Genomic DNA, 21,562 nt, shown 5'->3' on the forward strand with positions numbered 1-21,562 from the left:
CACCGATCCGCGAGACCGCGTCGGGCACCACCCCGAAGGCGGCGGCGGCGCCGAGCGCGGCATGGAGCAGCGTGGGACAGGAGAAAGGCCCGGTGACGCCGCCTGCAGGAGGCTCTGTGCGCAAATGCATATGCGGTGCTGATACGGTTCCTCTCGCCAATGTGAGGGAGCGGCGCTAATGCGGCAGGATGACGACCACGACTCGCCTCGCCGACGCCGGGGCCCTGCCATTCTGGCGGCGGCCGCAGGCGCTTCTGTTCCTGATGGCCGCGGCCATGCCGGTGGCCTTCGCGACCTGGTCGGCGCTGCTGAACAACTTCGTCATCGAGGTGGCGAACTTCGACGGCCACGACATCGGCTGGCTGCACACGGTGCGCGAGATCCCGGGCTTCCTCGCCATCGGTGTGATCATCGTCATCCGCTACATGCACGAACAGGTGCTCGCGCTGTTGTCGCTGGCCCTTCTGGGGGTGGCGACGGCGGTGACGGCGTGGTTCCCGACGCTGGGCGGCATCATGGTCATCACGCTCCTCAGCTCGATCGGCTTCCATTACTACGAGACGGTCAACCAGTCGCTCCAGCTCCAGTGGTTCACCCGCGAGGAGGCGCCGCGCAAGCTGGGGCTGCTGCTGTCGGTGGGCTCGGCCGCGACGCTGGCCTCCTACGGGCTGATCGTCCTGCTGTGGGAGCCGCTGAGCCTGACCTACAACGCGGTCTACCTCGCTGCCGGCGGTTTCACGGCGCTGGTCGCGATCTTCGCCTTCTTCGCCTATCCGCGCTTCGAGGCGCCGAACCCGCAGCTCAAGAGCTTCGTCCTGCGGCGGCGCTACTGGCTCTATTACCTGCTCCAGTTCATGGCCGGGGCGCGGCGGCAGATCTTCGTCGTCTTCGCCGGCTTCATGATGGTCGAGCGCTTCGGCTACGATGTGCACCAGGTGACGGGCCTGTTCCTCGTCACGCTGCTCTGCAACATGATCTTCGCGCCGCTGATCGGGCGGGCCGTGCAGGTCTTCGGCGAGCGGCGGGCGCTCCTGTTCGAATATGCCGGGCTGGTGACCGTCTTCACGCTCTACGGCGGGATCTACTTCTTCTCGTGGGGCGTCGTGGTGGCCGCCACGCTCTACGTGATCGACAACCTGCTCTTCGCCATGGCGCTGGCGCTGAAGACCTATTTCCAGAAGATCGCCGATCCGGGCGACATCGCGCCGACCGCGGCGGTGGCCTTCACGATCAACCACATCGCGGCGGTCTTCCTGCCTGCGGCGCTCGGCTATCTCTGGCTGGTCTCGCCGGCGATGGTCTTCGTCCTGGCGGCGGGCATGGCCTCGGGTTCGTTCCTGCTGGCGCTGCTGATCCCGCGCCACCCGGAGCCCGGCCATGAAACGATCTTCGCGAAGCTGAATGCAGCGGCCCCCGCCGAGTGACACCCCCGGGCCCGTGCCCCAGGCGCGGTTCCTGACGGGATCGACGCTGCGGCACGTCGTGGTCATGTCGATCGCCGGGTCGCTGGGCCTGTCCTTCCTCTTCCTGATCGACTTCCTCGCGATGTTCTGGGTCGGGCAATACGACGACGCGAGCATGGTCGCCGCGGTCGGTTTCGCCTTCTCGATCCAGTTCTTCCCGGCCTCCATGAACGTCGGCATGATGATCGCGACCGTCGCGCTCTTCGCCCGCGCCCTGGGCGGCGGGCACCTCGACCGGGCGCGCCGGATCGCGACGCTCGGGATCCTGGCCGGAACACTGGTGCAGATCGCCTTCTCGGGGCTTCTATGGGTCTTCCGCGAAGAGCTTCTCGCCGTCTCGGGCGCCTCCGGGGCCACGCTCGGGATGGCGTCGGATTTCCTTGCGGTCTCGCTCTGCGGCATGCCGCTGATGGTGGCGGGGATGACGATGGCCGCGGTGGTGCGGGCGACCGGAGACGCCGTGCGTTCGACCCTGGTGACCGGCCTCGCGGCGGCGGTGGCGCTGGTGGTCGATCCGTTCAACATCCTCTATCTCGGGCTTGGCGTGACCGGGGCCGGGCTGTCGGTGGTCATCACCCGCAGCGTGATGGTGCTGCTCGGCTGCTACTTCCTGCTTGTCACCCACAGGATGGCGGCGCGGCCGCGGCTCGAGGACCTCGCGACGCACCTGGGACCGTGGGTGCTGATCGCGATCCCCTCGGTTCTGACGCAATGCTCCACCCCCTTCGGAAACTGGGTGCTGATGCGCGCCATGGCCCAATATGGCGACGAGGCGACAGCCGGCCTTTCGGTCGTGCTGCGGCTGATCGTGCTGGTCTTCGCGGGCATCTTCGCGCTTTCGGGGGCGATCGGCGGCATCCTCGGGCAGAACTTCGGCGGCGGACGGCTCGACCGGGTGGCGATGGCCTATCGCGACGCGGTGATCTACTGCATCGCCTACACCGTCATCGCCTGGGTCTGCCTGATGCTGGGGTCGGACGCGCTTTCGCGCGGCTTCGGCCTGTCCGGCGAAGGGGTCGAGGTCATGCGGGCCTTCAGCCTCTACGTCACGCCCTGCCTCGTCTTCACCGGCGCGCTCTACGTGGCGAATGCGGCCTTCAACAACCTCGGCCGTCCGATCTATGCCACGCTCGCGAACTGGGTCCGCGACGGGCTGTTCACCTATCCGCTGGCCTTGGCCTTCGGCACGATCTGGGGCGCGACCGGGGTGATGCTGGGATATGCGGCGGCGGCGGTGCTGGCAGGCAGCGTCGGCGCCTGGCTCGGATGGCGCTACGTCTGCGGGCTGCGGGACCGGGCCCGCCCGCTTGACGCGGCACCTCCGGCCCCCTAAGCGCGGGGCGATCCTTCAGGAGAAGCCCCATGCCCACCTACACCGCCCTCACCACCCTGCCGGGCAAGGCCCCGGCCGAGGCGCTCGGAGAGGCGCTCGAGAGCCTGAGCCCGGAACCGACCGGCGTCGGCGTCTTCGAGATCGAGGACGATTCGGGCCTCTGGGAGGTCGGCGCCTATTTCACCGAAGCCCCCGACGAGGCCGGCCTCGCGCTGCTCGCGACGATCCACGGGGCAAAGGACTTCACCGTCTCCGAACTGCCCGAGACCGACTGGGTCGCCCATGTGAAGCGCGAACTCGCGCCCGTGGTGGCGGGGCGGTTCTTCGTCTACGGCTCGCACGACGCCGACAAGGTGCCCGCCGACAAGGTGCCGCTGCTGATCGAGGCGGCGATGGCCTTCGGCACCGGGCACCATGGCACGACGCAGGGCTGCCTGCGCGCCATCGACCGGCTCGCGGGCGAGGGGGTCGCGCCGGGGTCGGTCGCGGACATCGGCTGCGGCACCGCGGTGCTCGCCATGGCGGCCGCCCGGATCTGGCCGGTGACGCCGGTGGCGGGCGACATCGACCCGGTCGCGGTCGAGGTGGCCGAGGCGAACCTCGCCGCGAACGACATGGCCGGCCGGGTGCAATGTGTGGAGGCGACGGGCTACGACCATCCGGCGCTCGCCGCGGCCGCGCCCTATGACCTGATCCTCGCCAACATCCTGAAGGGGCCGCTCGTGGATCTCGCGCCCGACACGGCGCGGCATCTCGCCCCGGGCGGGCATGTGATCCTCTCGGGTCTGCTGAACGACCAGGCCGCCGAGGTCACCGCCGCCTACGAGGCCGAGGGCCTGACCCTCGGCCATGCGGAGCAGATCGGCGACTGGACCACGCTCACGCTGAAGCGCCCGTAAAGACAGGGCTTTCCGCGATTTCGTCACGAAAACGCCCGGTTCCGCCTGTATCCGGCGCGGCAGGACCGGAAGGGAAACGAGGCGAGAGATGAACGCGCAGCAAAAGGAATTCAGCGCCCGCGTGGGCCGGATCGAGCGCAAGGCCCGGGCGATGGAGCACGGCAGCGAGGCGCGTCTGCGCAAGGACGGGCTGATCGAGATACGGCCCGCCCGCAAGCCGCTCCGCCGCTTCGTGCCGGTGAAGCTGATCCTCCTGCTCGTGGTGCTCGGCCTGGGCTACAAGGTCTTCCTGCTCGGCAGCCTCGGAGAGAGCGCCTATGAAGCGCGCCTCGCCGCGCTGGAGGACGGCTCGACCGCGGCCCGCGTCGGCTCCGCCCTGATGCAGGTCGACCCGGTCACGCGTGCCCTGGCCGGTCTCGTCGCGCCCTACCTGGGCTGAGGCCCGGCCGTCCCGCCCGGACCCCGGACAAAGAAAAAGCCGCGTCCCGTGCCGGGCGCGGCTTTTAACCTTGGACCCACTGTGAGGCGGTCCCGACCTCGACGGCGCTCAAAGGCGTCCGACGCTGTCGATATCGCCCCGGCAGAGGCCGATGTCTTCCAGCTCGCGGTCGGTGAGCTTGGAGAGGGCGTTGCGGGTGACGCGGTTGTCGTTCCATGCGGAAACGCCGTCGATCATCGCGACGATGAAACGGCCGAGGTGGCCGAAGAGGATGGAGCCGTTGCGGGACCCCTGCATGAAGAGAGCGGCCATGAGAATGTTCCTTGTATTCGCGCTTGCAGTCTCGTTACGAGCCGCAGCTATTCTCAAGGCGCACAAGAAACAAGCAGCAGAAAACGCATGGGTCGCATGCAGTGGCTGCATAGGCAGAATGTTTCATAAATATCTGTTTTTCTGACACAAATCTGTCAACAAAAAAAGTCGACCCAGGGGCAGGGAACGTCGTTTTCCGGCCGCGGATGTCGCGTTCAGGCGCGGTGATGTCGCGAAACGACATCGTTGCGCGACCCGCGCTCGGCTCTTGGCGGATGTTCTCGTTTCGTGCTAGCGTCTCACAAAAGCGACAGAGGCAGGTCAGAAGGGAGCGCTCGATGCGCGTTTTGGGGATCGACCCGGGGTTGCGGAACCTCGGCTGGGGCGCGATTCGCGTCGAGGGCAGCCGGATCACCCACCTCGGCAACGGGGTCTGCCATTCCGAGGGGACCGATCTGGCCCAGCGTCTGCTGTCGCTGCACCGCCAGCTGACCCGGGTGGTCGAGGCGTTCCAGCCCGATGCCGCCGCGGTGGAGCAGGTCTTCGTCAACCGCGACGGGGTCGGCACGCTGAAGCTCGGACAGGCGCGGGGGATCGCGCTGCTGGTGCCCGCGGCGGCCGGGATCCCGGTCGGGGAATACGCCCCAAACGCGGTCAAGAAGGCGGTGGTCGGCGTCGGCCACGCGCAGAAGCAGCAGATCCTGCACATGGTGAAGCTCCAGCTTCCGGGGGCCGAGATCGCGGGCCCCGACGCGGCGGATGCGCTGGCCATCGCGATCTGCCATTCGCTGCACCTCGGCAGCGCGGCGAACCGGGCGAAGGTGAAGGTGCGGGCGTGATCGGCAAAATCTCCGGACGGGTGGATTACCGCGGCGAGGATCACGTCCTCGTCGACGTGAGGGGCGTGGGCTACCTCGTCTATTGCTCGGACCGGGTGCTCGCCGCGCTGCCCGGCCCGGGCGAGGCGGTGGCGCTCTACACCGACCTTCTGGTGCGCGAGGACATCCTCCAGCTCTTCGGCTTCCCGACGCTGGTCGAGAAGGAATGGCACCGCCTTCTCATGTCGGTCCAGGGCGTCGGCGCCAAGGCCTCCCTCGCCATCCTCGGCGCCCTCGGGCCGGAGGGCGTCAGCCGGGCGATCGCGCTCGGCGACTGGAACGCGGTGAAGGCCGCCAGGGGCATCGGCCCCAAGACCGCGCAGCGGGTGGTGAACGAGCTGAAGGACAAGGCGCCCACCGTCATGGCGATGGCCGGCCGCGCCCCCGCCGCCTCCGACCCCGACGCGGTGCTCGAGGACCTCCCCGCCACCGCCCCCCGGCCGACCCCCGCCGCGCCGCCCCCCTCCCGCGGCGCCGCGCAGGCCGAGGCCTTGTCGGCCCTCACCAACCTCGGCTATGCCCCGGGCGAAGCCGCGGGCGCGGTGGCCGAGGCGGCGGGCGCCGACGCGCAGGCCGAAACGCCCGCCCTGATCCGCGCCGCCCTGCGGCTGCTCGCGCCGAAGGGCTGACCCGATGCACGCCACTCCCATCTTCATCTTTTCGGAAATACTCCGGGGGAGTCGCGGCTTTGCCGCGGCGGGGGCAGCGCCCCCTGACAACGGGATCCGCCCATGAGCTCCGATCCCACCCTCCGCCCCGACCGCCTGCCCGAGGACGAGGCCGCCGACACCCGCGCGCTGCGGCCGCAGCAGCTCGGCGATTTCATCGGCCAGGCCGAGGCGCGGGCGAACCTGCGCATCTTCCTCGAGGCCGCGCGGCGGCGGGGCGAGGCGATGGACCACACGCTCTTCCACGGCCCGCCGGGGCTGGGCAAGACCACGCTGGCGCAGATCATGGCGCGCGAGCTCGGGGTGAACTTCCGGATGACCTCCGGGCCGGTGCTGGCCAAGGCGGGCGACCTCGCCGCGATCCTGACCAATCTCGAGGCGCGCGACGTCCTCTTCATCGACGAGATCCACCGTCTGAACCCGGTGGTGGAGGAGGTCCTCTATCCCGCGCTCGAGGATTTCGAGCTCGACCTCGTGATCGGAGAGGGCCCGGCCGCCCGCACCGTGCGGATCGAGCTGCAGCCCTTCACGCTGGTCGGCGCCACGACGCGGCTCGGCCTTCTGACCACGCCGCTCCGCGACCGCTTCGGCATCCCCGTCCGGCTGCAGTTCTACACCGTGGACGAGCTGCACGACATCGTCACCCGCAACGCCCGCCTGATGGGCGCCCCGGCGGAGCCCGACGGCGCGCTCGAGATCGCGCGTCGCGCGCGGGGCACGCCACGGATCGCCGGCCGGCTGCTGCGCCGGGTCGCGGATTTCGCCATGGTCGAGGGGGACGGACGGATCACCCGGGAGCTCGCCGACGGCGCGCTGACGCGGCTCGGGGTCGATCACCTCGGGCTCGATGCGGGCGACCGGCGGTATCTCAAGATGATCGGCGAGGAATACGGCGGCGGCCCCGTCGGGATCGAGACGCTCTCGGCCGCGCTGTCGGAAAGCCGCGACGGGCTCGAGGACGTGATCGAGCCCTACCTGCTGCAACAGGCGCTGATCCAGCGCACGCCGCGAGGCCGGATGCTGGCGCAGAAGGGCTGGCGCCACCTCGGGCTGACGCCGCCGCGCAGCCAGACGGACCTGTTCGAATAAGGGGAAATGCCATGAATCCGGAGGATGTCGAGGCCTGTTTCACCACGCCCCGGGGCTACCGCTTCGCCCGCTGGGCCCGGCCGGTCGTGCCGGTGGTCTTCGGGGTCGAGGGGCCGAGCCTCGACGTGCTCAAGCAGGCGATCGAGGCGACGGTCTTCGCGGCCGGTCACCGCATGGCCGAGACCGACCCCGAGCTCGGCGCGAACCTGATGATCTTCTTCCTGCGCGACTGGCAGGAGCTCGCCGCGCTCGACAACCTCGGGCAGATGATCCCCGATCTCGATCGTCTCCTGCCGCGGCTCGAGGCGGAGCGGGCCCTGCAATACCGCGCCTTCCGGTTCGAGGCCTCGGGGGCGATCCAGGCCTCCTTCGTCTTCCTTCGCATGGCCGGCGCGCTGGCCGCGCAGCCGGCGGCCGAGCTGGGGCTCGAACAGGCCGTGAAGTCGATGCTCCTCTGGGGGCCGGGCGCCTTCGCCGACCGCTCGCCGCTGGCCCGCGCCGAGGGCGGGGAGGCGGTGCTGAGGGCCGATGTCGCGGCGCTGCTCAGGGCGGCCTACGACCCGGTCATGCCCGAGGCGGCGGAGGATCCGAGCCACGCCCTGCGGCTGGCGGCGCGGATGCGGTGACCCGCGCGCCCGTGGCGGCCCCCGGGGCTATGCCCGTCGCCATCGGTGCCCGGACCGATGGCGCACCACTGTCGAGCCCCGGGATATTTCCGGCAAGAGGAAGCAGGCGGGTTGAGCCTTCGCGACTTCGGTGCTCTTGTGCGGCCGGAAGAAGGGGAAGGCCGATGGTCCACAGGTTCGAGCTGCGCGTCTATTACGAGGACACCGACCTTGCCGGGATCGTCTATTACGCCAATTACCTGAAGTTCATCGAGCGGGCGCGGAGCGAATGGGTCCGCGGCCTCGGCATCGACCAGGTGCGGATGAAGGCCGAGGGCCTCGTCTTCGCGGTCCGCCGGGTGGAGGCGGATTACCTGAGCCCGGCGCGCTTCGACGACGTGCTCGAGGTCGAGACCGCGCCCGAGGCCGTGACCGCCGCCCGGATCGTGCTGAGCCAGGTGGTGAAGCGCGCCGGCGAGGTGCTCTTCGAGGCGCGGGTGACGCTGGTGGCGCTGTCCGACACCGGGCATCCGGTGCGGCTTCCGGCGAACATCCGCCGTCTCAGCCACTGAAACATCGCGTGATGCGCCCTCGCGGCAATGTGTTGGCGTTTCACCTTGCTTTGCGGTATTTTGCTGCGCAATCAGGCCCGGATAAAGCCGCCAAGGCGGGCCGACGCAGTAACGAGCAGGCATAATGGAAACAGAGACTCTCGCCCTCGCGCAGGAGATGGACTTCTCCATGTGGGCGCTTTTCGCCCGCGCCACCTTCACCGTGAAGCTGGTGATGATCATGCTGATCATCGCGAGCTTCTGGTCGTGGTCGATCATCATCCAGAAATTCATCGCCTACCGGGCCGCCCGCCGCGAGGCGCGCCATTTCGACCGGGAATTCTGGTCGGGGGAGCCGCTCGACGAGCTCTACGAACAGATCGGGCCCGATCCGCGCGGCCGCTCCCAGCGGATCTTCGCCTCCGGGATGACGGAATGGCGGCGCTCGCACCGCGATGACGGCAACCTGATCGCCGGCGCGCAGGCGCGGATCGACCGCTCGATGGACGTGGCGATCGCGAAGGAGGCCGAGAACCTCCAGGCTGGCCTTCCGGTGCTGGCGACGGTCGGCTCGACCGCGCCCTTCGTGGGGCTCTTCGGCACGGTCTGGGGCATCATGCACGCCTTCATCGGCATTGCCGAGCAGCAGAACACCAACCTCGCCGTCGTGGCGCCGGGGATCGCCGAGGCGCTGCTGGCCACCGGGCTCGGGCTGCTCGCGGCCATCCCGGCGGTGATCTTCTACAACAAGCTCTCGACCGACGCGGACCGCATCGTGGGCAATTACGAAGCCTTCGCCGACGAGTTCTCGACCATCCTCAGCCGCCAGCTGGACGCGGCCTGACATGGGGGCAGGGGTCGTACAGAAGGGCGGCGGGGGCGGACACCGCCGCGGGCGCCGCCACGGCGGACGCGCCCGTCCGATGGCCGAGATCAACGTGACGCCCTTCGTGGACGTCATGCTCGTGCTGCTCATCATCTTCATGGTCGCCGCGCCTCTGATGGTCGTGGGCGTTCCGGTCAAGCTGCCCAAGACGGCGGCCACCTCGCTGCCCTCCGAGCAGGAGGAGCCGCTGACGGTCACGCTGACCGAGGATGGGCGGATCATGCTGCAGACGACCGAGGTCGTCGGCGACGAGCTGATCGGCAAGCTCCGCGCCATCGCGGCGGAGCGCAGCTCGGACCGGATTTTCCTGCGGGCCGACGGGGCGGTGCCCTACGCGCAGGTGGCGGTGGTGATGGGGGCGCTCAACCGGGGCGGCTTCAGCAACATCGGTCTGGTGACCGACAACGGCGGTCCGGCGATGGACGGCACCGACACCGCCCCGGCGGGGAACTGAGGCGCGCATCTTGCACGCGGGACATGTCATATCCGGGTCCGGCCATGCGCTGCTGATCGGCTGGCTGCTGTTCGGCTCGTTCTCGATTCCGCCCGAGCCGGCGGTCGAGGTGACCAACGTCGCGCTCGTCTCGAACGAGGAATACGCCGCGATGCTCGCCGCGCAGGAGCCGCCGGGCGCCGCCACGGAGGTCGAGGCGCCCGAAGCGCCCGAGGCCGACCAGGCCGGCACCCCCGAGGTCAGCGACATGCAGGACGCCCAGCCGGAACAGGCCGAGCCGGAGGTCACCGAGACCACCGAGCAGGACGCCGCGCCCGAGGCGCCGGTGGCGGTGCCCGAGCCGCAGGAGGTGACCGACACCGCGCCCGAGATCGCGCCGCCCTCCGAGGATATCGCGGCCCTGCCGCCGGAGCCCCGGCCCGAGCCCGACGCCGCGCCGCAGGACGTGCCGCGCGTTGCGCCGCAGCCCGTGGCCCGGCCCGAGCCCGACGTGAAGGTGGACGAGCAGGTCCAGCAGCCCGCGGAGCAATCCGAGGACGCCGAGGTCGAGCAGGAAGAGCAGGAAGCCACCGCGCCCGAGGAGGCGACGACCGAGATCGTCACCGAGGCGGAGGAGGAGAAATCCCTCGCGCCCTCGGTCTCGAAGCGGCCGCAGGCGCGCCCGGAGGTCCGGCAGGCGGCGGTCGAGCCGGAGCCCGAGCCCGAACCGGAGCCGAAGCCTGAACCCGAGGCCCAGCCGGACCCGAAACCCGAGGCGCCGAAGCAGGACGAACCCGACGCGGTCGCCGCGGCGCTCGAGAAGGCGCTCGGGGGTGGCGAGAGCGAGAGCGAGACCCCCGCGCCCTCCGGCCCGCCGCTGACCTCGGGCGAGAAGGACGCGCTGCGCGTCGCCGTTTCAAGCTGCTGGAACACCGGTTCCCTTTCCTCGGACGCGCTTCGCGTTACCGTGGTGGTATCGGTGTCGATGCAGGAGGACGGCCGGCCCAATGGCAATTCCATCCGGATGGTCTCGTCCTCGGGCGGCAGCGACGCCGCCGCGCGGCAGGCCTTCGAGGCCGCGCGCCGGGCGATCATCCGCTGCGGCGCCAGCGGCTACGACCTGCCACGGGAGAAATACGGCCAGTGGCGTGACATCGAAATGACATTCAACCCGGAGAACATGCGGATCAAATGAGACACGTGACACAGCTTGCCACGGCCGCGCTGACCGCGCTGGCCATGCTTCTTCCGCTCGGCGCCACGGCGCAGGACGGTCCGCTCCGCATCGAGATCACCGAGGGCGTCATCGAACCCCTGCCGGTCGCGGTGCCGAACTTCGTGCCCGAGACGCCGGCGGCGACCGAGATGGCCTCCCAGATCGCCCGCGTGGTGACCGAGGATCTCGTCGGCACCGGGCTCTTCCGCGAAGTCCCCGCGAGCGCCTACATCTCTCCGGTGACGAGCTTCTCGGCGCCGGTGCAATATGCCGACTGGAAGGCGATCAACGCGCAGGCGCTGGTCACCGGGGCGGTCTCGAAGGACGCGAACGGCCGGATCAACGTGAAGTTCCGCCTCTACGACGTCTTCGCCGGGCAGGAGATGGGCGACGGGCTCCAGTTCTCGGGCACCGAGGCCGGCTGGCGGCGCATGGCGCACAAGGTGGCCGACGCGGTCTATTCCCGGATCACCGGCGAGGGCGGCTATTTCGACAGCCGCGTGGTCTACGTGGCCGAGACCGGGCCGAAGGACGACCGCCGCAAGCGGCTCGCCATCATGGATTACGACGGGGCGAACACCCAGTACCTGACCGACAGCGCCTCGATCGTGCTGGCGCCGCGCTTCTCGCCCACGGGCGACCGGGTGCTCTACACCAGCTACGAGACCGGCAGCCCGCGGATCTTCGTGCTCGACGTGGCCAGCGTGGGCCGGCGCGAGCTGCCGACCGCGGGGGGCAACATGGCCTTCTCGCCGCGGTTCGGGCCGAACGGGCAGCAGGTGGTCTATTCGATGGAGCAGGGCGGCAACACCGACCTCTACTCGATGGACGTGAACTCGGGCCAGTCCACGCGGCTGACGCAGGCGCCTTCGATCGAGACCGCGCCCAGCTTCTCGCCCGACGGGTCCCAGATCGTGTTCGAGAGCGACCGCTCGGGCTCTCCGCAGCTCTACATCATGCCCGCCAGCGGCGGCGAGGCGCGGCGGATCTCGTTCGGGCAGGGCCGGTACGGCACGCCCGTCTGGTCGCCGCGCGGCGACCTGATCGCCTTCACCAAGCAGAACAAGGGCCGGTTCCACATCGGCGTGATGCGCACCGACGGGTCCGAGGAACGCCTGCTGACGGCGAGCTTCCTCGACGAGGGCCCGACCTGGAGCCCGAACGGCCGGGTGATCATGTTCACCCGCGAGACGCAGGGCGCGCAGGGTCAGTCCTCGCTCTATTCGGTGGACATCTCGGGGCGGAACCTGAAGCCGGTGCGCACCGACGGAGGGGCGTCCGACCCGGCGTGGTCGCCGCTTCAGCGATAAGCAAATTCCCCTGCATTCCTTTGGCGTAAGCCATGTGCTAGCATACCCTCAACGAACGAGAACGAGGCACGAGACAATGAGCATTCTTCCCCGCGCGGCCCTTCTGATCGCAGCCCTGGCCCTTTCGGCCTGCTCCACCAACGACCGTTTCAAGAACGGGTCCGGGACCGGGGCGGGCGCAGGCGCCGGCGCGGGTGCCGGCGCGGTGGTGCCGGGCAGCGCGAACGATCCCCGCTCCCCCGCCTACTTCCAGCAGAGCGTGGGCGACCGGGTGCTGTTCCTGGTCGACCAGTCGTCGCTGACCGACGAGGGGCGCCGCACGCTGGACGGCCAGGCCCAGTGGCTGATGACCAACACCGATTACATGGCCACGATCGAAGGCCATGCGGACGAACAGGGCACCCGGGAATACAACCTCGCCCTGGGCGCACGCCGCGCCAACACGGTGCGCGAATATCTCGTGTCCAAGGGCATCTCCTCGGCCCGGCTGAAGACGATCAGCTACGGCAAGGAGCGTCCGATCGAGATCTGCTCCGAGGAAGCCTGCTACGCCAAGAACCGCCGCGCCGTGACGGTGATCGCCGCCGGCGGCCTGACAAGCTGACCCCGGTCCGGAGGGAAAGGTCCCGATGCGCCCGATTGTCCTGATCCTGAGCCTCGCCATGGCCCTCGCCTTCACCGGCGGGGCCCGCGCGCAGTCCAACGACGAGACCCTCGCCGATATCCGGCAGGAGCTGTCGATCCTCTATGTCGAGATCCAGAAGCTCAAGCGCGAGCTGTCGACGACCGGCAATGCCGGCGCGCTCGAGGCCGGCGGCTCGGCGCTGCAGCGGCTCGACGCGATCGAGGCCGAGGTGCAGCGCCTGACCTCGAAATCCGAGGAGATGGAATACCGCATCGACCAGGTGGTCCGGGACGGGACGAACCGGATCGGCGACCTCGAATTCCGCCTCGTGGAGCTCGAGGGCGGCGACGTGTCGAAACTGGGCGAGACCTCCACCCTCGGGGGGGGCGAGATGCCCCAGACCCCCGTGGCCGCCCCGCCGTCCGAGCCGACCGAGGAGGCCCCGGCGACAGAGCTCGCGATCAGCGAGGAAGCCGATTTCAAACGCGCCGAAGAGGCGTTGTCCGCCGGCAATTACGCAGATGCGTCCGAGCAATACACCCAGTTCCTGCAAAGCTATCCGGGCTCTCCGCTCGAGATCCGGGCCCAGCTTGGCCGGGGCAAGGCGCTCGAGAAGATGGGCGAGACGAGCCAGGCCGCCCGCGCCTTCCTGAACGCCTTCTCGGCCGCGCCGGACGGGCCGGAAGCGCCCGAGGCACTCTATAACCTCGGCCGTATGCTCGGGGCGCTGAACCAGCAGCAGGAGGCCTGCGTGACGCTGTCCGAGGTGCCCGTGCGGTTCCCCGGGTCCCCCTTCGTGGCCCAGGCGCAAAGCGAGATGCAGTCCCGGAACTGCCAGTGAAGCATGACGACCTCACCGGGGCCGAACGGCTCTTGCGCGAGGTCGTCGGCGGTCACTTCCTTCCCACCCCGCCCGACAGGATCGGCGTCGCCGTCTCGGGCGGGAGCGATTCCACAGCGCTCCTGACCCTGTTGTCCGATTTCGTCGCCGAGACGGGCGGACCCTCCCTCCATGTGGTCACGGTCGATCACGGGCTGCGGCCCGAGGCCGCCGGAGAGGCGCGTGCCGTCGCCGCGCTGGCGGCGGAGCTCGGGCATGGCCACGACACCCTGCGCTGGACCGGCTGGGACGGAGAGGGCAACCTCCAGGACGCCGCCCGCCGCGCCCGGTATGCGCTGATCGCCGAGTGGGCCCGGGCCGAGGGGATCGGCGCCGTCGCGCTTGGCCATACCGCCGACGATCAGGCCGAGACGGTGCTGATGCGGCTGGCGCGCGCGGCGGGGGCCGACGGGCTCTCGGGCATGCGGGCCCGGCGGTATCACCACGGCGTCCTCTTCGTGCGGCCGATGCTCACGCTCAGGCGCGGCGACCTGCGCGCCCTTCTGAGGTGCAAGGGCCGCACCTGGATCGACGACCCCAGCAACGAGGACGAGAGCTTCGACCGGGTGCGGATGCGCCGCGCGATGGACCTCCTGGCGCCGCTCGGGCTGACGGTGCCGGCACTTGCCTCGGTCGCGGCGAATTCCGCGGCGATCCGCGACACGCTCGACTGGTACGCCTTCACCGAGGCGCGCGCCTGCGTCCGGATCGAGGGCGGCGACGTCGTCATCCCGCTGCGCGACCTGCGGCGGCTCAGGCCCGAGATCCTCCGCCGCGTGCTGATCGCCGCGCTGCACTGGCTGACCGGCACCGAATACCCGCCCCGCCGCCGCGCCATGGCGCTGCTGGCCGAGGCGGTGCGGCACGGCACGGACATGACGCTGCACGGCTGTCACGCAAAGGTGTCCCGCGGTGAACTGCGCCTCATGCGCGAGGCGCGCGCCGTCGCGGCGGTGATCGCCGCCCCGGGAAGGCCATGGGACGGACGCTGGCGGCTGACCCCGCCCGAAGGCACCGACGCGCCGGAAGGCGCCGAGATTCGCGCCCTCGGCGCGGCGGGCCTTGCCGAATGCCCGCTCTGGCGCGACACTGGGATCCCCCGGCTGTCGCTGCTCGCCTCCCCGGCCGTGTGGCAGGGCGACCTGCTGGTCGCCGCGCCCGCCGCGGGCCGTCCGGAGGGCTGGACGGCAGAGCTGATCCGCGACGAAGAGGCCTTCTTCGGGTTCTTCCTGTCGCATTGAACCCGGGCCGGTGAAACTTATTTAATGTTCACCGCCCCTGTGCTACGGCGCAGGCTGACCGAATGTGAGGAGAAGCTCCCTTGGGCACCGCAAGAAACATCGCCTTCTGGGTTGTGCTGCTGCTGCTGATCGTCGCGCTGTTCAATCTGTTCAGCGGCACCGGCAACACGCTGCAGAGCCGAGAGGTCCCCTATTCCCAGTTCATGCAGTCGGTCGAGGACGGAAACGTCTCGTCGGTGACCGTCGACGGGGAACAGGTGCGCTTCCGCGGCAATGACGGCAACGACTACGTCACCATCAAGCCGGAAGACGCGGAACTGACCAACAAGCTCATCGAAGAGGGCATCCCGGTCAGCGCCAAGAGCCAGGAGGAATCGGGCTTCCAGGCCTTCCTCGTGTCGCTGCTGCCGATCCTGCTGCTGATCGGCGTGTGGATCTATTTCATGAACCGCATGCAGGGCGGCGGGAAGGGCGGGGCCATGGGCTTCGGCAAGTCCCGCGCCAAGCTGCTGACCGAAAAGCACGGCCGGGTGACCTTCGACGACGTCGCGGGCATCGACGAGGCCAAGGAAGAGCTGGAAGAGATCGTCGAATTCCTGCGCAACCCGCAGAAATTCTCGCGCCTCGGCGGCAAGATCCCCAAGGGCGCGCTGCTCGTTGGCCCTCCGGGCACCGGTAAGACGCTGCTGGCCCGCGCGATTGCCGGCGAGGCGGGCGTGCCGTTCTTCACCATCTCGGGCTCCGACTTCGTCGAGATGTTCGTCGGTGTCGGCGCCTCCCGCGTCCGCGACATGTTCGAGCAGGCCAAGAAGAACGCGCCCTGCATCGTCTTCATCGACGAGATCGACGCCGTCGGCCGCCACCGTGGCGCAGGCTACGGCGGGGGCAACGACGAACGCGAACAGACGCTCAACCAGCTGCTGGTCGAGATGGACGGCTTCGAATCGAACGAGGGTGTCATCATCCTCGCCGCGACCAACCGTCGCGACGTGCTCGACCCCGCGCTGCTGCGTCCCGGCCGTTTCGACCGCCAGGTCACCGTGCCGAACCCCGACATCAAGGGCCGCGAGAAGATCCTCTCGGTCCACGCGCGGAAGACCCCGCTGGGCCCCGATGTCGATCTGCGCATCATCGCCCGCGGCACGCCCGGCTTCTCGGGTGCGGACCTTGCCAACCTCGTGAACGAGGCGGCGCTCATGGCCGCCCGTGTCGGCCGGCGTTTCGTGACGATGGTCGATTTCGAGAACGCCAAGGACAAGGTGATGATGGGGGCCGAGCGCCGCTCGATGGTGCTGACGCCCGACCAGAAGGAGAAGACCGCCTATCACGAGGCCGGACACGCCGTCGTCGGGCTCGAACTGCCGAAATGCGACCCGGTCTACAAGGCGACGATCATCCCCCGTGGCGGTGCGCTCGGGATGGTGGTTTCGCTGCCCGAGATCGACCGCCTGAACTGGCACAAGTCGGAATGCGAGCAGAAGCTCGCCATGACGATGGCCGGCAAGGCCGCCGAGATCCTGAAATACGGTGAAGGCGACGTCTCGAACGGGCCGGCGGGCGACATCCAGCAGGCGTCGGCGCTGGCGCGCGCCATGGTGCTTCGCTGGGGCATGTCCGACAAGGTCGGCAACGTGGACTACGAACAGGCCCACGAAGGCTACATGGGCAACGGCGCGGGCGGCTTCTCGGTCTCGGCCCACACCAAGGAGATGATCGAGGAAGAGGTGAAGCGGATGATCGACGAGGCCTACCAATGGGCCTTCCGCATCCTCACCGAGAAGAAGGAGGCGTGGGAGCGTCTCGCGGAGGGTCTGCTCGAATACGAGACGCTGACCGGCGAAGAGATCAAGCGCGTCATCAAGGGCGAGCCGCCGCACTCGAATGACGACGAGGAGGACAAGTCCGACACCGGATCCGCCCCCTCGGTCACGGCGATCCCCAAGACCAAGCCGCGTCCGAAATCGGACGGCGGGCTGGAGCCCGAACCGACGGCCTGACGCCAGCCGTTATTCCATGGCAGAAGGGCCGGACGAACGTCCGGCCCTTCGCATATCCGGATGGACATTTTCCACCACCTTTGAGACCTCTGGCAGGTGGACAGATGGAGAGGCACGCATCGTGACATCGACGGACTGGGACCCCGATCACTACGGACGTTTCGGCGACGTGCGCCTGCGGCCCGCGCTGGACCTGCTGGCCCGGATCGGCGGCCTGCCCGAGGGCGACGTGGTCGACCTCGGCTGCGGCTCGGGCTCGGTCGGCGCGGCGCTGGCGCGGCGCTTCCCGGACCGGCGGCGGATCGGCGTGGACAGCTCCCGCGCCATGCTCGCCAAGGCCGAGGCGACCGGCGCCTATGACGTCGTGGTCGAGGCCGACATCGCGACGTGGGAGCCCGAGCGCCCGGTCGCGCTGCTCTATTCCAACGCGGCGCTGCAATGGCTGGGCGGGCACGAGAGCCTGATGCCCGCGCTGGCACGGCGGCTTGCGCCCGGCGGTATCCTCGCCGTGCAGATGCCCCGCCAGAACCGCGCGCCCTCGCACCGGATCTGGAACGACCTTGTCCAGGACCACTTCCCCGGCCGCGCCGCGCAGGTGGCCCGCCCCGAGACCGTCGATCCCATCGAGTATCACCGGATCCTCGCCCCGCTCGGCCGGCTCGACCTGTGGGAGACGGAGTATTTCCAGATCCTGCCGGCCGCCGAGACCGGCCACCCGGTGCGCCATTTCACCTCGTCCACCTTCGCGCGCCCGATCCTCGACCGGCTGGACGAGGGCGAGCGCGTGATGATCGAGAAGCTCTACGACGAGGCGATGACCGCGGCCTATCCGCCCGCGGCGGACGGGACGGTGCTGTTCCCGTTCCGGCGGATGTTCTTCACGCTGGACATCGGCTGAGCCCTGCGCTCGACTGCGGCGCAACCGACAGGAGGGCGATGATGGCCGCACTGAAGAAGACCCGTTACGAGGCCGAGATCACCTGGCTCGGCATCGTCGGCGACCGCGAGGCGGCGCTTGCCTCGGATGCGGCCGAGGCGCTGGAGCTGAGCTTCGCCGGCCCAAAGGGCGAGGACCACGGCGGCGAGACGCGGCCCTCCTGCTCGCGGGTGCTGGGGCTCTATCCGCGCAACACGCCGATCCGCAACACGCGGCAGCTGGCGGTGGTGTCCGAGGAGGAGCTTCAGGCCATTGCGGAGGAGATGGGGCTCGACGCGCTTGATCCCGCCTGGCTGGGCTCGACGATCGTTCTGAGGGGGCTGCCGGATTTCAGCCACGTTCCCCCGGGCGCGCGGCTTCAGGGGCCGGATGGCTGCACCATCACGGTGGACATGAACAACCGCCCCTGCAACCTGCCCGCCCGCGTGATCGAGGATCAGCGTCCGGGGTTCGGCAAGGCGTTCAAGCGCGCGGCCGAGGGGCGGCGCGGGGTGACGGCCTGGGTCGAGAGGGAAGGGCGGCTGCGGGTCGGGGAGAGGCTGAAGCTCTTCATCCCCGACCAGCGGCCGTGGTCGGAACTCGAGGCCGCGCGGGCGGCCTCCTGATCCGGATCAGGCGAGCACGGCGGCGAACAGCAGCAGGCTCGTGAAGAAGGATGCGTGGATGGTGATTGCGGCAGCTTTCATCGTCTAACTCCTTGGTGTCCCCGGCATATGGGATTGCCGGAACAACATCGGGAACGGCCATTCGGTTCCGTCAGACTGCCTTTCGGGCACGCGGCGCCGGTTTCCGAAGGGAAACCCTTTCTGCCGATATCGAGGTCGGATAGGTCGGAATTGCCGCGCTTTCCGTCGCGTCGCGCGGCTATCTGGAACCAAGGAAGCGACGCAGCCAGGGGGGCGCAAGCCATGACCGTCAAATCCGATATCGAGATCGCCCGCGCGGCGCAGAAGCTGCCGATCCAGGAGATCGGGGCGCGGCTTGGAATCGGTGCGGCGGACCTCGTGCCCTACGGTCACGACAAGGCCAAGGTCGGGCAGCATTTCATCGACGGCGTGCAGGACCGCCCGGACGGAAAGCTGATCCTCGTCACCGCGATCAACCCCACCCCCGCGGGCGAGGGCAAGACCACGACGACCGTGGGTCTGGGCGACGGGCTGAACCGGATCGGCCGGAAGGCGGCGATCTGCATCCGCGAGGCGAGCCTCGGGCCCTGCTTCGGGATGAAGGGCGGCGCGGCCGGGGGCGGCCATGCGCAGGTGGTGCCGATGGAGGACATGAACCTCCACTTCACCGGCGATTTCCACGCGATCACGAGCGCGCACAACCTGCTCGCGGCGATGATCGACAACCACATCTACTGGGGCAACGCGCTCGAGATCGACGCCCGCCGCGTGGTCTGGCGCCGGGTGATGGACATGAACGACCGGGCGCTCCGGGACGTGGTCAGCTCGCTCGGCGGGGTGGCGAACGGGTTTCCGCGGCAGACGGGCTTCGACATCACGGTGGCCTCCGAGGTGATGGCGATCCTCTGTCTCGCCACCTCGCTGTCGGATCTGCAGAACCGTCTGGGCCGGATCATCGTGGCCTACCGGCGCGACAGGACGCCCGTCTATGCCAGCGACCTCAAGGCGGACGGGGCGATGACGGTGCTCCTGAAGGACGCGATGCAGCCGAACCTCGTCCAGACGCTCGAGAACAACCCGGCCTTCGTGCACGGCGGGCCCTTCGCCAATATCGCACATGGCTGCAATTCGGTGATCGCCACGACGACGGCGCTGAAATGCGCGGATTACGTGGTGACCGAGGCCGGGTTCGGCGCCGACCTCGGGGCCGAGAAGTTCATGAACATCAAGTGCCGCAAGGCGGGGCTGGCGCCCGATTGCGTGGTGCTGGTGGCGACCGTCCGGGCGATGAAGATGAACGGCGGCGTGGCCAAGGGCGACCTTGCCGCCGAGGATGTGGAGGCGGTGCGCCGCGGCTGCCCCAACCTCGGGCGCCACATCGCCAACGTGAAGCAGTTCGGCGTGCCCGTCGTGGTGGCGGTGAACCACTTCACCGGCGACACCGAAGCCGAGATCGCGGCGGTGCAGGACTACGTGGCCGAACAGGGCTCCGAGGCGATCCTCTGCAGGCACTGGGCCGAAGGTTCGGCCGGGATCGAGGACCTCGCCCGTCGCGTGGCCGAGATCGCTGATGCGGGCCAGTCGCAGTTCGCCCCGCTCTATCCCGACGACATGCCGCTCTTCGAGAAGATCGAGCGCATCGCGAAGCGCATCTACCGCGCCGACCAGGTGATCGCCGACCAGAAGATCCGCAGCCAGCTGCACGAATGGGAAGAGGCGGGCTATGGCCGGCTGCCGATCTGCATGGCGAAGACGCAGTATTCCTTCTCGACCGATCCGACCCTGCGCGGTGCGCCGACGGGCCATGACGTGCCGATCCGCGAGGTGCGGCTCTCGGCGGGGGCGGGCTTCGTGGTGGTGATCTGCGGTGAGATCATGACCATGCCGGGCCTGCCCCGTGTTCCGTCGGCCGAGGCGATCATGCTAAACGACGCCGGACAGATCGAGGGGCTGTTCTGAGATGACGCGCAAGGCCCCGCGGGACGTCGAGACCATGGCAGAGCTGCGCGCGCAGATCGACGCGATCGACCGCGCGCTGCTGGCCCTGCTGGCAGAACGCCAGGGCCATGTCGACCGCGCGGCCGAGCTGAAGCGGGCCGAGGGGATCAGCGCGGCGGCCCCGGGACGGGTGGCCGAGGTGCTGGCGCGGGTCCGTGAGAGGGCCGCGGCGGCAGGGATGGACGCGGACATCGCCCAGGCGATGTGGCGCGTGATGATCGAGGGCTTCATCGCCCGCGAGGAACGAGTTTTGGGCAAGGACGGGACGGACGCATGAGCGCGACGATACTGAACGGCAAGGCATTTGCAGGACGGCTGCAGGAACGGGTGGCGGAGCATGTCGCCGGGCTGAAGACGCAGGGCGTGGTCCCTGGCCTCGCGGTGGTGCTCGTGGGCGAGGACCCGGCGAGCGAGATCTACGTCCGCAACAAGGGCATCGCGACGAAGGCGGCGGGGATGAACTCCTACGAGCACAAGATGCCCGCCGAAACCTCGGAGGCCGATCTGCTGGCCAAGGTCGAAGAGCTGAACGCGGATCCGGCGGTGCACGGCATCCTGGTGCAGCTGCCTTTGCCGAAGCACATCGACGACACCAAGGTCATCAACGCGATCCGGCCCGAGAAGGACGTGGACGGGTTCCATATCCTCAACGTCGGGCGGCTGGCGACGGGGCAGGCGGCGATGGTCTCCTGCACGCCGCTCGGATGCCTGCTGCTGCTGCGGGATCACCTCGGGTCGCTCTCTGGTCTGGAAGCGGTGGTGATCGGGCGGTCGAACATCGTCGGCAAGCCGATGGCGCAGCTTCTGCTGGGCGAAAGCTGCACGGTGACGATCGCGCATTCCCGGACGAAGGACCTGGCCGGGGTGGTGCGCCGGGCGGACATCGTGGTGGCCGCCGTGGGGCGCCCCGAGATGGTGCCGGGCGACTGGATCAAGCCGGGGGCGACGGTGATCGACGTGGGCATCAACCGTATCCCCGCGCCCGAGAAGGGCGAGGGCAAGACCCGGATCGTCGGCGACGTGGCCTTCGATTCGGCGTCGCAGGTGGCCGGCGCGATCACCCCGGTTCCGGGCGGGGTCGGGCCGCTGACCATCGCCTGCCTGCTGGCCAATACCGTGACGGCGGCCTGCCGGGCGCATGGCCTGCCGGAGCCCGAGGGCCTTTCCGTCTGAGGC

General features: G+C 69.3%; 23 protein-coding genes. 22 read left to right on the forward strand and 1 reads right to left on the reverse strand.

Annotated elements, in window-relative coordinates:
* Nucleotides 1-188: 188 nt before the first annotated feature.
* The 4 genes from Q344_RS0115205 (at nucleotide 189) to Q344_RS24115 (ending at nucleotide 4,134) form a co-directional block, all read left to right on the forward strand.
* A complete protein-coding gene (locus Q344_RS0115205) occupies nucleotides 189-1,424 on the forward strand; it encodes an MFS transporter (protein ID WP_028287498.1) in 1,236 nt (411 codons plus the stop codon).
* A complete protein-coding gene (locus Q344_RS24110) occupies nucleotides 1,402-2,796 on the forward strand; it encodes an MATE family efflux transporter (protein ID WP_051630666.1) in 1,395 nt (464 codons plus the stop codon). Before Q344_RS0115205 ends, Q344_RS24110 begins: the two co-directional genes overlap by 23 nt.
* Nucleotides 2,797-2,825: 29 nt before the next feature.
* On the forward strand, nucleotides 2,826-3,695 hold the full coding sequence (locus Q344_RS0115215; protein WP_028287499.1) for a 50S ribosomal protein L11 methyltransferase: 870 nt from the start codon (nucleotides 2,826-2,828) through the stop codon (nucleotides 3,693-3,695).
* Between the two features lie 88 nt (nucleotides 3,696-3,783).
* Complete coding sequence (locus Q344_RS24115) at nucleotides 3,784-4,134, forward strand: hypothetical protein (protein WP_028287500.1); 351 nt, start codon at nucleotides 3,784-3,786, stop codon at nucleotides 4,132-4,134.
* 108 nt (nucleotides 4,135-4,242) lie between these two features.
* Here the strand turns inward: Q344_RS24115 and Q344_RS0115225 are convergent, their stop codons facing one another.
* Nucleotides 4,243-4,446, reverse strand: a complete 204-nt coding sequence (locus Q344_RS0115225; RefSeq protein ID WP_028287501.1) for a DUF1127 domain-containing protein — start codon at nucleotides 4,444-4,446, stop codon at nucleotides 4,243-4,245.
* 338 nt (nucleotides 4,447-4,784) lie between these two features.
* Here Q344_RS0115225 and ruvC point away from each other — a divergent pair, with 338 nt between their 5' ends.
* The 18 genes from ruvC to folD all read left to right on the forward strand — a co-directional run bounded on the left by ruvC (nucleotide 4,785) and on the right by folD (nucleotide 21,559).
* Nucleotides 4,785-5,285: a crossover junction endodeoxyribonuclease RuvC gene (gene ruvC / locus Q344_RS0115230; protein ID WP_028287502.1), complete on the forward strand. Its 501-nt coding sequence runs from the start codon at nucleotides 4,785-4,787 to the stop codon at nucleotides 5,283-5,285.
* A complete protein-coding gene (gene ruvA, locus Q344_RS0115235) occupies nucleotides 5,282-5,953 on the forward strand; it encodes a Holliday junction branch migration protein RuvA (RefSeq protein WP_028287503.1) in 672 nt (223 codons plus the stop codon). The genes ruvC and ruvA overlap by 4 nt, the downstream gene beginning before the upstream one ends.
* A 102-nt stretch (nucleotides 5,954-6,055) precedes the next feature.
* On the forward strand, nucleotides 6,056-7,081 hold the full coding sequence (ruvB, locus tag Q344_RS0115240) for a Holliday junction branch migration DNA helicase RuvB (RefSeq protein ID WP_028287504.1): 1,026 nt from the start codon (nucleotides 6,056-6,058) through the stop codon (nucleotides 7,079-7,081).
* Between the two features lie 11 nt (nucleotides 7,082-7,092).
* On the forward strand, nucleotides 7,093-7,707 hold the full coding sequence (locus Q344_RS0115245) for a hypothetical protein (RefSeq protein WP_028287505.1): 615 nt from the start codon (nucleotides 7,093-7,095) through the stop codon (nucleotides 7,705-7,707).
* Nucleotides 7,708-7,871: 164 nt separating this feature from the next.
* Nucleotides 7,872-8,258 (forward strand): tol-pal system-associated acyl-CoA thioesterase, encoded by a 387-nt coding sequence (ybgC, locus tag Q344_RS0115250; protein ID WP_028287506.1) that lies wholly within the window; start codon nucleotides 7,872-7,874, stop codon nucleotides 8,256-8,258.
* A gap of 124 nt (nucleotides 8,259-8,382) precedes the next feature.
* Nucleotides 8,383-9,081 (forward strand): protein TolQ, encoded by a 699-nt coding sequence (gene tolQ, locus Q344_RS0115255; RefSeq protein ID WP_028287507.1) that lies wholly within the window; start codon nucleotides 8,383-8,385, stop codon nucleotides 9,079-9,081.
* A gap of 1 nt (nucleotide 9,082) precedes the next feature.
* Nucleotides 9,083-9,577: a protein TolR gene (gene tolR / locus Q344_RS0115260; protein WP_028287508.1), complete on the forward strand. Its 495-nt coding sequence runs from the start codon at nucleotides 9,083-9,085 to the stop codon at nucleotides 9,575-9,577.
* A 10-nt stretch (nucleotides 9,578-9,587) separates the two neighbouring features.
* Nucleotides 9,588-10,751, forward strand: coding sequence for a hypothetical protein (locus tag Q344_RS0115265; RefSeq protein WP_028287509.1), 1,164 nt, complete (start codon nucleotides 9,588-9,590; stop codon nucleotides 10,749-10,751).
* Nucleotides 10,748-12,082 (forward strand): Tol-Pal system beta propeller repeat protein TolB, encoded by a 1,335-nt coding sequence (tolB, locus tag Q344_RS0115270; RefSeq protein WP_028287510.1) that lies wholly within the window; start codon nucleotides 10,748-10,750, stop codon nucleotides 12,080-12,082. Before Q344_RS0115265 ends, tolB begins: the two co-directional genes overlap by 4 nt.
* A 76-nt stretch (nucleotides 12,083-12,158) precedes the next feature.
* Nucleotides 12,159-12,686, forward strand: a complete 528-nt coding sequence (gene pal / locus Q344_RS0115275) for a peptidoglycan-associated lipoprotein Pal (RefSeq protein ID WP_028287511.1) — start codon at nucleotides 12,159-12,161, stop codon at nucleotides 12,684-12,686.
* A 25-nt stretch (nucleotides 12,687-12,711) separates the two neighbouring features.
* Nucleotides 12,712-13,548 carry a tol-pal system protein YbgF gene (gene ybgF, locus Q344_RS0115280; protein WP_028287512.1) on the forward strand — a complete coding sequence of 279 codons (837 nt, stop codon included), beginning with the start codon at nucleotides 12,712-12,714 and terminating at the stop codon, nucleotides 13,546-13,548.
* 32 nt (nucleotides 13,549-13,580) lie between these two features.
* On the forward strand, nucleotides 13,581-14,828 hold the full coding sequence (gene tilS, locus Q344_RS0115285) for a tRNA lysidine(34) synthetase TilS (RefSeq protein ID WP_028287513.1): 1,248 nt from the start codon (nucleotides 13,581-13,583) through the stop codon (nucleotides 14,826-14,828).
* Between the two features lie 80 nt (nucleotides 14,829-14,908).
* Nucleotides 14,909-16,825 (forward strand): ATP-dependent zinc metalloprotease FtsH, encoded by a 1,917-nt coding sequence (ftsH, locus tag Q344_RS0115290; protein WP_028287514.1) that lies wholly within the window; start codon nucleotides 14,909-14,911, stop codon nucleotides 16,823-16,825.
* A gap of 121 nt (nucleotides 16,826-16,946) precedes the next feature.
* Nucleotides 16,947-17,723 carry a methyltransferase domain-containing protein gene (locus Q344_RS0115295; RefSeq protein ID WP_308423358.1) on the forward strand — a complete coding sequence of 259 codons (777 nt, stop codon included), beginning with the start codon at nucleotides 16,947-16,949 and terminating at the stop codon, nucleotides 17,721-17,723.
* Between the two features lie 41 nt (nucleotides 17,724-17,764).
* Nucleotides 17,765-18,367, forward strand: a complete 603-nt coding sequence (locus Q344_RS0115300) for an MOSC domain-containing protein (RefSeq protein WP_028287516.1) — start codon at nucleotides 17,765-17,767, stop codon at nucleotides 18,365-18,367.
* A 303-nt stretch (nucleotides 18,368-18,670) separates the two neighbouring features.
* Nucleotides 18,671-20,347 (forward strand): formate--tetrahydrofolate ligase, encoded by a 1,677-nt coding sequence (locus Q344_RS0115305; RefSeq protein ID WP_028287517.1) that lies wholly within the window; start codon nucleotides 18,671-18,673, stop codon nucleotides 20,345-20,347.
* A gap of 1 nt (nucleotide 20,348) precedes the next feature.
* Entirely contained in the window at nucleotides 20,349-20,663 is a 315-nt protein-coding gene (locus Q344_RS0115310; protein WP_028287518.1) for a chorismate mutase, read from the forward strand.
* Complete coding sequence (folD, locus tag Q344_RS0115315) at nucleotides 20,660-21,559, forward strand: bifunctional methylenetetrahydrofolate dehydrogenase/methenyltetrahydrofolate cyclohydrolase FolD (protein WP_028287519.1); 900 nt, start codon at nucleotides 20,660-20,662, stop codon at nucleotides 21,557-21,559. The genes Q344_RS0115310 and folD overlap by 4 nt, the downstream gene beginning before the upstream one ends.
* The last annotated feature ends 3 nt before the right edge of the window (nucleotides 21,560-21,562 follow it).

Source organism: Pseudooceanicola nanhaiensis DSM 18065, from assembly GCF_000688295.1.
GTDB classification, from domain to species: domain Bacteria; phylum Pseudomonadota; class Alphaproteobacteria; order Rhodobacterales; family Rhodobacteraceae; genus Pseudooceanicola; species Pseudooceanicola nanhaiensis.

Bases quoted from the DNA above. Each gene is read 5' to 3' on its own strand.
- Q344_RS0115205 (WP_028287498.1), top strand. From the start codon at position 189: ATGACGACCACGACTCGCCTCGCCGACGCCGGGGCCCTGCCATTCTGG.
- ruvB (WP_028287504.1), top strand. From the start codon at position 6,056: ATGAGCTCCGATCCCACCCTCCGCCCCGACCGCCTGCCCGAGGACGAG.
- ybgC (WP_028287506.1), top strand. From the start codon at position 7,872: ATGGTCCACAGGTTCGAGCTGCGCGTCTATTACGAGGACACCGACCTT.
- pal (WP_028287511.1), top strand. From the start codon at position 12,159: ATGAGCATTCTTCCCCGCGCGGCCCTTCTGATCGCAGCCCTGGCCCTT.
- ruvC (WP_028287502.1), top strand. From the start codon at position 4,785: ATGCGCGTTTTGGGGATCGACCCGGGGTTGCGGAACCTCGGCTGGGGC.
- Q344_RS0115305 (WP_028287517.1), top strand. From the start codon at position 18,671: ATGACCGTCAAATCCGATATCGAGATCGCCCGCGCGGCGCAGAAGCTG.
- Q344_RS0115245 (WP_028287505.1), top strand. From the start codon at position 7,093: ATGAATCCGGAGGATGTCGAGGCCTGTTTCACCACGCCCCGGGGCTAC.
- folD (WP_028287519.1), top strand. From the start codon at position 20,660: ATGAGCGCGACGATACTGAACGGCAAGGCATTTGCAGGACGGCTGCAG.
- Q344_RS0115225 (WP_028287501.1), bottom strand. From the start codon at position 4,446: ATGGCCGCTCTCTTCATGCAGGGGTCCCGCAACGGCTCCATCCTCTTC.
- tolB (WP_028287510.1), top strand. From the start codon at position 10,748: ATGAGACACGTGACACAGCTTGCCACGGCCGCGCTGACCGCGCTGGCC.
- Q344_RS24110 (WP_051630666.1), top strand. From the start codon at position 1,402: ATGCAGCGGCCCCCGCCGAGTGACACCCCCGGGCCCGTGCCCCAGGCG.
- ybgF (WP_028287512.1), top strand. From the start codon at position 12,712: ATGCGCCCGATTGTCCTGATCCTGAGCCTCGCCATGGCCCTCGCCTTC.
- Q344_RS0115215 (WP_028287499.1), top strand. From the start codon at position 2,826: ATGCCCACCTACACCGCCCTCACCACCCTGCCGGGCAAGGCCCCGGCC.
- Q344_RS0115310 (WP_028287518.1), top strand. From the start codon at position 20,349: ATGACGCGCAAGGCCCCGCGGGACGTCGAGACCATGGCAGAGCTGCGC.
- Q344_RS24115 (WP_028287500.1), top strand. From the start codon at position 3,784: ATGAACGCGCAGCAAAAGGAATTCAGCGCCCGCGTGGGCCGGATCGAG.
- tolR (WP_028287508.1), top strand. From the start codon at position 9,083: ATGGGGGCAGGGGTCGTACAGAAGGGCGGCGGGGGCGGACACCGCCGC.
- Q344_RS0115300 (WP_028287516.1), top strand. From the start codon at position 17,765: ATGGCCGCACTGAAGAAGACCCGTTACGAGGCCGAGATCACCTGGCTC.
- tolQ (WP_028287507.1), top strand. From the start codon at position 8,383: ATGGAAACAGAGACTCTCGCCCTCGCGCAGGAGATGGACTTCTCCATG.